The organism is Streptomyces sp. SD31, from assembly GCF_052068475.1.
In the GTDB taxonomy this organism is placed as follows: Bacteria; Actinomycetota; Actinomycetes; order Streptomycetales; family Streptomycetaceae; genus Streptomyces.
Genome location: NZ_JBQHCX010000001.1, coordinates 480,246 through 492,665 on the forward strand (window position 1 = coordinate 480,246; position 12,420 = coordinate 492,665).

Genomic DNA, 12,420 nt, shown 5'->3' on the forward strand with positions numbered 1-12,420 from the left:
TGTACACGGCCCCCCACGCCTACCTCTGTCCTCCGAAACTGGAGCAGTCTTGCGCCTACGCACCATGTCCGTCGCCGTGGCCGTCGCCGCGGCGGCCGCGGGCCTGTCCCTCGCCCTCGTCCCCACGGCGAGCGCGGTCACCCCCAAGGCCGACGACTTCAACGGCGACGGTGTCGCCGACCTCGTCGTGGCCACTCCCGGAGCCCCCGTCGGCAGCTACCCGGCCGCCGGTTCGGTCACCGTCCTCTACGGCTCCGCCGGCGGCGTGTCCCCCGCCCGTTCGGCGACCTTCACCCAGAACTCCCCCGGCGTCCCGGGTGACGCCATGTCCAACGAACTCTTCGGCAGCACCTACGCCACCGGCGACCTGGACGGCGACGGGTACACCGACCTGGTCGTCGGCGCGCCCGGCGAGCGGGTGCCCAACGGCAGTTCCTACGGCACCCTCACCGTCCTGTGGGGCGGTGCGAACGGCTTGAGCGGCGACGGCATCACGATCGCCAGCCCGCTCGCCACCAGCCAGTGGGACGCCGAGAAGGACTTCGGCAAGAAGGTCGTCGTCGCCGACCTCGACGGCGACGGCACCCCGCAGCTCGCCGCGCTCAGCCGCAACAGGCTGTGGGTGTACGACGACTTGGCCGGCCGTACGGCGCCGACCGACGCCCGGTACTCCAAGTACTTCTCCTCCTACATCGAGCCCCGCATCCTCACCGCCGGAGACTTCACGGGCGCCGGGCGCGCCCAGCTCGTCGTCACCGGTCCCGAGAACTGCGACGGCACCACGGGCGGCTGCCAGCACACCGGCGTCCACACCTGGGGCGCCGACAGCCTCGACGAGGTCTGGGTGACCGACCCGGCCTCCGGCACCGCGGACGCGACCGAGGCTCCCACCGTCGCGGCCGCCGCGGGCGACGTCGACCACGACGGCTACGCCGACCTCGTCACCGGCCACATCCCCGCGTCGGCGGCCGGCACGGGCGAGTACTCGGACGCCGCGGGCTTCGTCCACGTCCGCTACGGCAGCCCGGAGGGCCTCGGCGCCCACCGCACCGCCACCCTCGACCAGAACACCGCCGGCGTCCCCGGTTCGAACGAGCCCGGCGACAACTTCGGCGCGTCCCTCGCCGTCGGCGACGTCACGGGCGACGGCTACGCGGATGTGGCGGTCGGCGTGCCCGGCGAGGCGGTCGGCACCGTGTCGCAGACCGGCGGTGTGGCCCTGCTCAAGGGCACGGCGACCGGCCTGACCGGCACCGGAGCGCAGGCGTTCTACCAGACCACCAGCGGTGTGCCCGGCGCCGCCGAGGCGGAGGACTGGTTCGGTTCCGCCGTGCGGATCGCCGACGTCGACGGCAACGGCGCGGCCGACGTGGCGATCGCGGGTAAGGGCGAGGACGTCTTCGCCGGGTCGACGCGGGACGGCGGTGACTGGGTGCTGCGCGGCTCGGCCACCGGACTGACGACGACCGGCGCGACCTCCTTCAGCGAAAGGGCCTTCGGCTTCACCTACCCGAACGCCGAGTTCGGCTCGGTCCTGGGCAGCTGAGTCCCGGTTGAAAGGCGCGTGGGGGCGTCCGGCAATGCGCCGGGCGCCCCCACGATGCCGCGCGGCCCTCTTCAGGCCGTACCGGCTACTTCGTGGCCGTCACCCGCAGGGAGTCGAGGTCCGGGCTCGGAGCCGACCCGGCCCCGGCGGACTGCGGCTGAGCAGCCGTGGTCTGCGGCGCCACGCCCTTGTAGTACGGCGTGTAGACGTAGTGGGTACCCACGCCGATCGCCGCACCGATCTTGGGCAGGACGGACGCGTCGACCGATCCGTTGCCGCCGAAGACGGCCACGTGGTGCAGGCTCGACGACATCCCCATCAGGTACCGCTTGGTGTCGTACGGCAGCGAGGTCACGTCCGTCCACAGCAGCGGACCGTAGGTGGTCATCGCCGACGCCGCGGAGACGCCGCCGCGCCAGCTGCTCACGGAGGCCACCGCGGCGTCGGAGGGCAGCGACCACCAGAAGTGGGCGAGGCGCGCGGCGTTCGACTGCGGGGTGCTGCCGGCGACCCGGTAATAGGTGTACGAGCTGGGCCAGTTCGGCATCTTGCCGGCCTGGTACGCCTTGGTCAGCGCCGACTCCGCGTCGGTCCCCACCGTGATGATCTTCGTCGTGCCCGGGCTGTACTTGTTGAGGTAGCCGTGGACCGACGCGGTCATGGTCGACCCCTCGGTCAGCAGGACGACGGCGGTCCCCGAACCGCCCATGGAACCGGCGGCGGAGCTCGCCGCGAGGGCGTTGTGGTAGGTGGTGCCCGTGGCCAGGAAGACGTACTTCGGCGTGCCGGTGACGGCCTTGGCCACGGCCACCGAGGTGGAGTAGCGCGAGACGTCGGACAGCCGCTTGGCCACGTACCCGAGCGAGGTCACCTTGGACGCCACCGCGCTGCTGAGGATCTTGGTGCCGCCGATGAGATAGACGGTCTTCCCCTTCGGCAGCATGCGCTTGAGCTCCGTCTGCACCGAGGAGTCCACCGCCGTGCCGGAGGTCATGAGGACCGGCCCGCGCTTCTTGCCGGCCAGTGACGTCGCCGTGGTGGCGTACGCCGCGTCGGACTTGCTGATGAGCACGGCCGCGCCCGCATTGCTCAGGCCGGGCTTGGTGGTGCCGACCGTGTTCCAGGTCCACTTGGACGCGGCGATGTTGGTGTCGTAGGTGTCGGTGCCCCAGACGCGGGAGATCGCGTTGTCACGGAGCGGCTGCCAGGCCACGTCGGTGCCGTTGGCCTGGGCGACCTGCGTCCGCGTGCCCGTGCCGAGGTCGTGGATCCACACCTGCGGGCCGCTGGGGCCGGTGTCCGGGCTGCCGGTGAAGTGGATGTCGTACGCGATCCGGTCGCCCCGCGGCGACCAGGCGGGCCGGTTGTGGTCGACGGCGTCCGTGGTGAGCTGGGTCAGCCCGGTGCCGTCCGTCCTGACCGTGAAGAGCTGCTTGTGTCCGTCGACGGAGCGGGTGAAGGCCACCGACTGGCCGTCCGGGGAGATGCTCGGGTCGCTCGCGTCGTCGGCCAGCTTGGTGAACGCGCCGGTACGGCCGTTGTGGACCCACACGGCGGGAGTGCCGGTGGTGGCGCAGTCCGCGCCGGTGCGTACGAAGGCCAGCATGCCGTTGACGGCGCCGCTGGGCTTGGAGTCGCAGCCGTCGACGTCGGCGGCGAACAGCGCCTTGGGCGCGCGGGTTCCGTCGGCCGCGGTCAGCCGTAGTCGGCCACCCGCCGTGAAGACGATCTCGCCGCCGCCGTACCGGAAGGTCGGGTCGGCCGGATGCCATCCGCTGCCCGTCGGCATGGCGATGTCGACGCCGGTGCTCTCCGAGTCGGCCCACGCCGTGCGGATGTGGTCGTCGTAAGGGTTCACGAACGCGACCTGGCTGCCGTCCGCGGACCAGGTGCCCTGGTCGCCGGTCGGGCTGAAGGAGCGCCATGAGGTGCCGTCGGGGTTGACGAACGCCATCTCCCCGCGGAACTCGGTGTACAGCAACTTCCCATCGCCGGCCGGCCAGCTGCCGGAGGCGGCCGCCGCCGGCCCCGGAACCGCCGTGACGAGGCCCGCCGCGAGCGCGGCGACGCCGGTGAGCGCCGCGAGTATGCGGCGCGTACGCGTGTTCAATGTGCCCCCACAGTGAATGAGTGGCCGCCGGACCTCTCCCCCAAGGTGAACGGACGGCGTCATCACTCATCCACACGGCAGCGGCGAAACATTAATCGGCGGCCGGTCGGTTGTGAAGATCAGGGCGGCCACTCCGACCGGGGACTGCAGGGAGCGCCAGGACGGCAATGGCCGCCGTGACCACCACGACCTGACCGTCACCTGCCCTGGATGCGCGAAGGCACGGCCCGGCTGCTCTCCGCCGCCGACCGGCTCGCCGACGACGACCTGAGCGCGCCGACCGCCCTTCCCGGCTGGACCCGAGCCCATGTGCCTGGGCAACGGGGCGTACGACGCGGCCCGACCTCGTCGCCCTCCCCGCATGGCTGTGACGGGACGATCCTGCTGCCGCGTCGGCGGCGCGGGGTGGGAGGCCGGGCGTTCCGGGCGTACGTCTCGGCGTGCACCTTCCTCCGGACAGCAGAAGGACGGTGCCGGGCGTCCCCTCCCGGCACCGTCCTGGGCCGTGCGCCGCTCAAGGCACGGCCCGTCTCGGGGGTGGCGGCCGCTCAGGCGACGCCCGCGCGCTCCTCCTGCGGCTGCCGCTCCGTCTCCCGTGCGTTCTCCCGGAGGGCCTCGTCGGCCTTGCGCCGGCCCGGCAGGACCGCGAGGACGATCAGCGTTCCGGCGGCCATGATGATCCCGCCGACCAGGCTGGTGTGGGCAATGCTCTGGGCGAACGCCTCGTGGACGGCGTCGACCAGGGCCTGCGCCTGCTGCGCCCCGCCGGCGGGGTTCTTCGCGACCTCCTCGGCGACCGCGAGCCCGCCGCCCACCGAGTCCTTGGCCGTCTCCAGCGCCGCGGCCGGGAGCCGGCCGCCGATCAGGTCGGTCAGCTCGTCCCGGTACGCCGTGCCGAGCAGGGAGCCCAGCAGCGCGATGCCGAGGGAGCCACCCAGCTCCATCGAGGTGTCGTTGGCGCCGCCGCCGACGCCCAGCTGGGACTCCGGGAAGGAGCCCATGACGGTGTCGGTGGCCGGGGAGACGCTCAGGCCGATCGCGAAGCCCAGCATCATCATGGGCGCCAGGAAGTCGGTGTACGTCGAGCCCTTGTCGATCTGCGTGAGCAGGAAGACACCGGCGGTACCGATGGCCATGCCGGTCACCACCATCGCCTTCACCCCGAGCTTCGGGGTCAGCTTCCCGGTGACCGCGGCGCCGAGGAAGACCGCTCCGGCCAGCGGCAGCAGCCGTATGCCGGTCTCCAGGGCGTCGTAGCCGAGGACGAACTGCAGGAACTGGGTGGAGTAGTAGATCGCGCCGAAGGTGCCGAAGAAGAAGAACAGCACCGCGATCATCGAGCCGGTGAAGGGGCGCAGCTTGAACTTGCGCACGTCCAGCATCGGGTGCGGGTGCCGCAGTTCCCAGGCCACGAAGGCCACCAGGCCGACCCCGGCGACGACGGCCGCGGTGATCGGACCGGTGCCCCAGCCGAAGTGCGGGCCCTCGATGGTCGCGTAGACCAGGGAGCCGATGGAGGCGATCGACAGCAGCCCGCCGACGTAGTCGATCCGGCCCATGCCCTCCGCCTTGGACGGCGGCACGAGGACGAGCGCGCCGACCACGGCTGCGGCCGCGATGGGCACGTTGATCAGGAAGGTCGAGCCCCAGGCGTGGTCCTCCAGCAGCCAGCCGGCGACCAGCGGGCCGACGGCGATGGCGAGGCCGGAGGTGGCGCTCCAGGCGGTGATGGCCTTGACACGCTCGGCCTTGGGGAAGGTCGCGACCAGCAGGGACAGGGTGGCCGGCATCACGACGGCGGCACCGATGCCCATGATCGCGCGGGCCGCGATGACGAGCTCCGTCTGGTCGACGAGGCTGCCCATCACCGATCCGCCCGCGAAGATCAGCAGGCCGGTGACGAGGGCGCCACGGCGGCTGTACTTGTCGCCGATCGCGCCCAGGACGAGCATCAGCGCGGCGTACGGGACGGTGTAGCCGTCGATGACCCACTGCAGGTCACTGCTGCTGAGGTCCAGATCCCGGGTCATGTCCGGCGCGGCCACGATCAGTGACGTGTTCGCCATGACGACGATCAGCAGGCTCAGGCAGAGCACGAGCAGCGCCCACCAACGCCGTGCGTACGGCCCGGTCATCTTCTCCACGGGTGTGTTGGCTAGGAAGGGCACGAGGGGGCTCCCAGGGGCAGAGGGTGCGGTGCGAGTTATTTGCACATTGATGAGCAGCCTAGTTTCTTGCCCGTCGATGTGCAAATATCGAGTCGGTCCCATTCCGTGACCGCGCCCCCACGCCCGTTCCCCGCCCCACCCCACCCACCGAGGTGCCGACGTGAGCAGCCAGACAGCCCCACCACCCGGACGCCGGCGCCGCCTGACGCGTGCGACCCGCGCCCGCATCCTGGAAGCGGCCCGACGGGAACTGGGCCGCAACCCCGACAGCAGCCTCGGTGACATCGCCCAGGCCGCCGGCGTGGCACGGCGCACCGTCTACACGCACTTCGCCGGCCGCGCGGCGCTGGTGGAGGGGCTCGCCGAGGAGACCGCGCAGGCGGTGCGCCTCGCCATCGCCGCCATGGCGACGCCCCGCCCCGACCCGGCGAGTGCCCTGGCTCGCTTCGTTCTCACCCTCTGGCCGGTCGGCGACTGCTACCGCACCCTGATCGACCTGTCCGGCCAGGACCTCGGCCCCGACCAGGTGCGTGAAGTCCTCGCCCCGGCCCGCGAGACGGTCGCCGGCATCCTCGCCGAGGGCCGGCGCCAGGGCGTCTTCCACACCGCCGTCCCGCCCGGCCCCCTCAGCAGCGCCATCGAGGCCCATCTGCTGGCCCTCCTCGCCGCCGTCAACTCCGGGATCTGGGCCGACGACGGCACCGGCGCCGCCACCGCCGCCCTGATCGCCGCCGGAGTCGACGGCGACACCGCCGCCGCCACGCTCCGCCGTCTGCGCGACACCGAGCGGCCCCACTCGGCCGACCGGACCCACCGACCCCACTGAGGAGGACCCCGCCCATGCACCGGCCCCAGCGGCAGTTCCACGACGGGTACGACGACCACTCGCGATACGAGCCGCTCTGCCCGCCCTACGACCCCAATGACCCCAACGCCCCCTACTCCCAGGGCGCTTACGGCGAGGGCACCCGGGCCGAGCCGACGCAGCCGTACGAACCCCGCTGGACCCGGCGACGACGCACGGCCGTCGCCGCCGTCCTGGTCGCGTCGGCCCTTGTGCCCGTCGCGGTCGACCGGGCCGTCGCGGCACGCATCGAGTCCCGCACGGCCAAGGCGTTCCAGGAAGGCATGGGCACACCCCTGCCGCCGGAGGTCCACGTCCGCGGCATCCCCGCCGTGACCCAGGCGGCCTCCGGCACGCTGCGTCAGGTGGACATCACCGCGCACGACATACCGGCCCGCGACACCACCCGCCCGCTGCCGGTGAGCGAACTCTCCCTGCGGCTCCACGGGTTGACGAAGTCCGACGACGGCAGCGAGGCACGGGCCCGCAGCGCGGAGGCGACCGCGTTCCTGTCGTACGAGGACGTGTCGAACGCCCTCGCCCTGGAGGTCTCCGAGGGCGGTCGCCCGGGTCAGGTCAGCGCGGCCGTGCTGCTGCCCCTCGGGACAGAGGTCACTGTGACGACGACCGTCTCGGCGGCCTCCGGCAACCGCATCGCGTTCACGGACTTCCAGGTCGCGGGTGGTGTGCTGCCCGGTGCGGGCAACGCGCTGCTCGACAAGGTCTTCGAGCGGCCGATCCAGTTGCGGAACATTCCCGACGGGCTGCGCCTGCGCTCGGTCACCGCCACGGCCGACGGCCTCACCGCCCGCTTCTCGGGCCGGTCGGTCACCTTCCGGCCCGAGGGCGCGTCCGGGGACGCGTGAAGCCTGGCGTCCTGCTGGTCAGCCCAGGTCGGGCAACGGTCGGCGGGCCACCTCGTGGGCGTCCTCCGGCGGGACGCCCAGCATGCGCAGGACCATCTCGGCCAGGTTCGTGGCGGCCTCGTCGCCGTCCAGGTCGGGGCGGGCGAACCGCAGCTCCACCAGGGACAGCAGGGTGCCGCCCAGCGCCGACAGGGCGACCACCGGCTCCAGGGCGGTGAAGCGGCCGGAGGTGATGCCGGCCTGGAGGTCGCGCAGGGCGCGCACGGCCAGGCCGTTCTCCGAGTGGAGATGGCCGAGGCCCCGGCGGCGCAGCACCTGCATGAGTTCCGGGTGGGACTCGGCCATCCGGGCGCTGAGCCGGAAGCCGGCCGCGACGAGCTCCGCTGGGTCGTCGATCCCGGCCAGGTGCTGGTCGAAGGTCTGGCCGAACTCCTCCAGCGCGTCCACCACGGCCGCCTCGAACAGCTCGGTCTTCGACTCGAAGTGGTTGTAGAAGGAGCCGAAGCCGACGTCCGCGCGCTCGGCGATCGCCTGGATGCTGGCGCTGGTGTCGCCGGTCTCGGCGAGTATCCGCCGGGCCGCGCGGACGAGCGCCCGGCGGGTCTCGGCGCGGCGCCGCTCGAACCGGTTGCCGGGCGGGGCTGACGTAGGCATGGGCCCGAGCCTACCCGCGCAGACGACGGCCCTCGCAGTTCTGATGAACTCATCAATTGATCCGTCCATTCAGGCCCGGCCGGGCAGCGCCGACGACATCGGCGAGGGTGCCGAGCTGGACGACGCCTTGCACGAGCGGGCGCGAACGGGACTTCCAGGGGCGTACCGTCGGTGGTGTGGAGTTCACCGCGGACACCCTGGTGTCCCGTGCCGCACATGAGCTCGGCCCGAGAGCGGACCAGCTGATCCACGACGTGGAGCGGTGCCTGCGGCGTGAGGTTCCCGAGCTGTGGGACGACCCGGACATCGCGCGGATCGCGCTGGAGAACGTCACCGAGCACGTCATGGCCGGCCTGTTCGGCATCGAGCAGGGAGTCGAGCCGAGCCGGATCGCACTGCCCCCCGCGGACGCGGAGCGCGTCCGTCGGCTGGCCCGGCGCGGGAAGCCCCTCAGCGGGATTCTGCGGGCCTTCCGCCTCGGGCAGAGTCTGATCCTCGACCGGCTGCTCGCAGAGATGCCCCGGCTCACCAGCGATGCCGCACTGGTCAGCGCGGCGGCCCGCAAGCTGATCGCGACGTCGACCGTGTACGTGGACCGCATCTCGGAGCAGGGTGTCCTGGCGTTCCAGGAGGAACGGGACCGCAGGCTGCGGTGGCGGCTGTCCGTGGTGAACGAGGCGGGCATGCGCATCGGGACCACCCTGGACATCGCCCGCACCAGCCAGGAACTGGCGGACCTGGCCACCGAGCACTTCGCCGACCGGGTCACCGTCGACCTGCTCGACTCCGCGTTCACCGAACCCGACACCGCGGCCGAGGACACGCTCGTACTGCGCCGGGTCGCCCAGCGCTCAGCGGGCGAGGAGAACCCGGAACCGGCGGTGGGCACCCAGCAGCTGCACACCTGTCCGGCCGGCTCCCCACCGGAGCGCGCCCTGACCCTCGGGCAGCCCTCCCTGCACCGGACCGACGCCGCCCGCTCCTCGCTGGTCGTACCGCTGCGCGCCCGGGGCGCCACCCTGGGCGTCGCGCAGTTCTTCCGGCACCGGGGACGCGATCCCTTCGACGACGAGGATCTGCTGCTCGCTCAGGAGACCGTTGCCCGGGCGGCCGTGGCCGTGGACAACGCCCGCCGCTACACCCACGCCCGCGCCACCGCCCTGGCCCTGCAGCGCAGCCTGCTCCCGCAGGACACGCCGGAGCAGTCGGCCGTCGAGGTCGCCTGCCGCTACCTGCCCGCCGGCGCCGGGGCCGGTGTGGGCGGTGACTGGTACGACGTCATCCCGCTGTCCGGGGCCCGGGTCGCGCTGGTGGTGGGCGACGTCGTCGGGCACGGCATCCAGGCGGCCGCCACCATGGGCCGGCTGCGGACTGCCGTACGCACGCTCGCCGACATCGATCTGCCGCCCGACGAACTCCTCACCCACTTGGACGACGTCGTGCTGCGCCTGTCCGCCGACCCGGACAGTGACGCCGGCGGGGAAAACGGCGCCACGTGCCTGTACGCCGTCTACGACCCCGTCGACGGCCGATGCTGTCTCGCCCGCGCCGGGCACGTCCTGCCCACCGTGGTCGCCCCGGACGGCTCCGTCGACATCCTCGACCTGCCCCCCGGCCCACCGCTCGGGTTGGGCGGCCTGCCCTTCGAGGCGACCGAGGCCCACCTGCCCTCAGGCAGCCTGCTCGCCCTCTACACCGACGGCCTCCTGGAGTCCCGCGACCACGACATCAAGACCGGCCTGGAGCTCCTGCGCCAGGCCCTGGCCCGGCCCGCCGCATCCCTGGAGGCCACCTGCGACGCGGTGCTCCAGGCCCTGCTGCCGGACCGCCCGGACGACGACGTCGCCCTGCTCCTGGCCCGCCCCCACGCTCTGGGCGCCCAGCAGGTCGTCACCTGGGACCTGGAGGCCGATCCCGCCGCCGTCTCCCGGGCCCGGGCGAGCGTCTCCGAGCAGCTCGGCAGCTGGGGCCTTCAGGACCTCGACTTCACCGCGGCACTGGTGGTCAGCGAACTGGTCACCAACGCCATCCGCTACGGCCGCCCGCCCATCCGGCTGCGCCTCATCAACGACGGCACCCTGCTGTGCGAGGTCTCCGACGACAGCAACACCACCCCGCACCTGCGGCGGGCCCGCGTCCTCGACGAGGGGGGACGCGGCCTGCTGCTGGTCGCGCAGCTCGCGGAGCACTGGGGTACGCGGCACGCCCGGCACGGCAAGACGGTTTGGGCCGAGCTGAGCGACGCCAGGGGATTTCATGCATTGGACGCGATCGGTTGACCGGGATTACGTAACCTCAAAGCCTCCGCGATGAACGACACGAGGCCGGTTCAACGGTCGGCATCGCCCTCATGGGCTCGATCCACGTCAGCCACTACCGCGACCTGTCGGCGCCGGCCGGGCGGCCCCTTTCCCGGCGGGGCCGCCTCGGTGAGTGACGGTCAGAGGCCGAACTCCTGGGGAGACAGGTTGAGCACTGAGCACGCCTCGCGCAGGACCTGCTCCTCCGCCGGCGCGATGTACCCGTCCGCACCCGCGACGACGAATCCGGTCTGTACGACCGCCCTGGCCTCGGTCGGCTTCTTCGCGGCCTTGGCGATCTCCTGCAGGGCCTCGGCCTTGCCCTGCTGGAAGTTGAACCCCATCTGGTCGACGTGCTTGTTGAAGCGCTGCCGCAGCTGTTCGGAGGGGAAGTTCTGCAGCACGTCGTTGTTCAGGATCAGCGACTCCACATGCTGGCGCTCAGCCGGGTCGACCTGGCCGTCGGCCGCGGCGACCAGGGCGCACATGGCCATGCTGGCGTCCCGGTAGGCACCGCTCTTCAGCTCCGTCTTCAGCGAGGTGAGCTGGGACTTGAGCGCGCTCACCAGCTGAGCCTTCGATCCCCCGGAGGACCCCGAACCCGGCCGGCCGTGTCCACCGGCGGACGCGCCCCGCGCCCCCTGTGCCTGCTGCTGCAGACCCTTCGCCTGGTCCTTGATCCGATCCCACATCGCCATCCGTGCCACCTCGGCTTCAGCCGTGTCGTTCCGGTCGTCCGCGTGAGTTCCGCGCGTCCTCCTGCCAACTCCCAGGAGCCCGCCGAAGTTCCATCAGCCGGTAACCGTTCGACGATCAGCCGAAAGGCGTCCTAGCCGCCCCGGTGCGCAGGCCGCGGCCCCGTGCTCCGGCGTGGCACGAGGCGGGTCGGGACGAGGGTGGTGCCGTGTGCGGTGCCGGTGTGCCGCATCTTGTCGATGACGCCCTCGACGCAGAGGCGGCCCACTTCCGCGAAGTCCTGATGGATGGTGGTGAGCGGGGGCAGGAAGGACGCGGACTCGGGGATGTCGTCGAAGCCGATGACGCTGACGTCGTCGGGCACCCTCAGGCCGCGTTCGTGCAGGGCACGCAGCAGACCGAGCGCCATCTGGTCGTTGGCGGCGAACACCGCCGTGCAGTCCCGCTGTTCGGCCAGTCGCAGGCCGGCCCGGTAACCGGATTCGGCCGACCAGTCGCCGCGCACCAGGGGTGGCGGGACGGCGCCCGCCTCCGTGAGGGTGGAGCGCCAGGCGTTGGCACGGCGCTGGGCGGCGAAGGAGCCCTCGGGCCCGGCCAGGTGCCACACCGTGTCGTGGCCGAGGTCCAGTAGATGCCGTACGGCGTCGCGGGCGCCGCCCGCCTGGTCGGTGTCGACGACGGTGTAGCGGTCGCCGGCGTCCGAGTCGGCCACCACGACCTGCACGCCGGGCGGCAGCGAGACGGTCGCCGAGTCGAGCAGATGGATCTCCATGATGACGATGACCGCGTCCACGGCGAGTTCCCCGAGTCGGGAGAAGGCGCCGTTCACCTCGTCCTGGGTGGGGACGGCCACGGGCAGCAGCGTGACGGCGTAACCGTGCTGGGCGGCGGAGGTCGCGATCGCCTCCAGGGTGCGGATGTTGCCCATGGTGGACAGGGAGAAGGTGATCACGCCGAGGGTGCGGAACTCGCCGCGCTTGAGCGCCCGCGCGGCGCTGTTGGGCCGGTAGCCCAGTTCCCGCATCGCGGCCATGACCTGCTGCCGGGTCTCCTCGGTCACGCCCGGGAAGCCGTTGGAGACACGGGAGACGGTCTGCGAGGAGACGCCGGCGAGGCGGGCGACGTCGGCCATGGAGGCGCCCTGGCGGGGGCGGGCGGCGCGCTTGCGCGTACGTCCTCCCGCGGTGCGTGCGTCCATCGACAACTCCTTGACCGCTGAGATTCGCACAGTGTAGA

The 12,420-nt window shown here is 72.2% G+C and carries 9 protein-coding genes; 4 read left to right on the plus strand and 5 right to left on the minus strand.

What is annotated here, in order from left to right:
• The first annotated feature begins 49 nt into the window (after window positions 1–49).
• Window positions 50–1,546, plus strand: a complete 1,497-nt coding sequence (locus ACTMVF_RS02155) for an FG-GAP repeat protein (RefSeq protein ID WP_441269221.1) — start codon at window positions 50–52, stop codon at window positions 1,544–1,546.
• Between the two features lie 85 nt (window positions 1,547–1,631).
• Here ACTMVF_RS02155 and ACTMVF_RS02160 read toward each other — a convergent pair whose 3' ends face one another.
• Window positions 1,632–3,656: a cell wall-binding repeat-containing protein gene (locus ACTMVF_RS02160; protein WP_441269222.1), complete on the minus strand. Its 2,025-nt coding sequence runs from the start codon at window positions 3,654–3,656 to the stop codon at window positions 1,632–1,634.
• 548 nt (window positions 3,657–4,204) lie between these two features.
• Complete coding sequence (locus ACTMVF_RS02165) at window positions 4,205–5,824, minus strand: MFS transporter (protein ID WP_441269223.1); 1,620 nt, start codon at window positions 5,822–5,824, stop codon at window positions 4,205–4,207.
• A gap of 160 nt (window positions 5,825–5,984) precedes the next feature.
• Here ACTMVF_RS02165 and ACTMVF_RS02170 point away from each other — a divergent pair, with 160 nt between their 5' ends.
• Window positions 5,985–6,650, plus strand: a complete 666-nt coding sequence (locus ACTMVF_RS02170) for a TetR/AcrR family transcriptional regulator (protein ID WP_441269224.1) — start codon at window positions 5,985–5,987, stop codon at window positions 6,648–6,650.
• Between the two features lie 14 nt (window positions 6,651–6,664).
• Complete coding sequence (locus tag ACTMVF_RS02175; RefSeq protein WP_441269225.1) at window positions 6,665–7,534, plus strand: LmeA family phospholipid-binding protein; 870 nt, start codon at window positions 6,665–6,667, stop codon at window positions 7,532–7,534.
• A gap of 18 nt (window positions 7,535–7,552) precedes the next feature.
• Here the strand turns inward: ACTMVF_RS02175 and ACTMVF_RS02180 are convergent, their stop codons facing one another.
• Window positions 7,553–8,188, minus strand: a complete 636-nt coding sequence (locus ACTMVF_RS02180) for a TetR family transcriptional regulator (RefSeq protein WP_441269226.1) — start codon at window positions 8,186–8,188, stop codon at window positions 7,553–7,555.
• 176 nt (window positions 8,189–8,364) lie between these two features.
• Here ACTMVF_RS02180 and ACTMVF_RS02185 point away from each other — a divergent pair, with 176 nt between their 5' ends.
• Window positions 8,365–10,467 carry an ATP-binding SpoIIE family protein phosphatase gene (locus ACTMVF_RS02185; protein WP_441269227.1) on the plus strand — a complete coding sequence of 701 codons (2,103 nt, stop codon included), beginning with the start codon at window positions 8,365–8,367 and terminating at the stop codon, window positions 10,465–10,467.
• 161 nt (window positions 10,468–10,628) lie between these two features.
• Here ACTMVF_RS02185 and ACTMVF_RS02190 read toward each other — a convergent pair whose 3' ends face one another.
• Together ACTMVF_RS02190 and ACTMVF_RS02195 are read right to left on the minus strand one after the other, a co-directional pair.
• Window positions 10,629–11,186, minus strand: coding sequence for a tellurite resistance TerB family protein (locus ACTMVF_RS02190; RefSeq protein WP_403338437.1), 558 nt, complete (start codon window positions 11,184–11,186; stop codon window positions 10,629–10,631).
• Between the two features lie 131 nt (window positions 11,187–11,317).
• Window positions 11,318–12,316, minus strand: a complete 999-nt coding sequence (locus ACTMVF_RS02195; protein ID WP_441269528.1) for a LacI family DNA-binding transcriptional regulator — start codon at window positions 12,314–12,316, stop codon at window positions 11,318–11,320.
• Between the last annotated feature and the right edge of the window lie 104 nt (window positions 12,317–12,420).

Excerpts from the sequence above, each read along its gene's own strand:
- ACTMVF_RS02175 (WP_441269225.1), top strand. The coding sequence starts at position 6,665 with ATGCACCGGCCCCAGCGGCAGTTCCACGACGGGTACGACGACCACTCG.
- ACTMVF_RS02190 (WP_403338437.1), bottom strand. The coding sequence starts at position 11,186 with ATGGCGATGTGGGATCGGATCAAGGACCAGGCGAAGGGTCTGCAGCAG.
- ACTMVF_RS02195 (WP_441269528.1), bottom strand. The coding sequence starts at position 12,316 with ATGGCCGACGTCGCCCGCCTCGCCGGCGTCTCCTCGCAGACCGTCTCC.
- ACTMVF_RS02180 (WP_441269226.1), bottom strand. The coding sequence starts at position 8,188 with ATGCCTACGTCAGCCCCGCCCGGCAACCGGTTCGAGCGGCGCCGCGCC.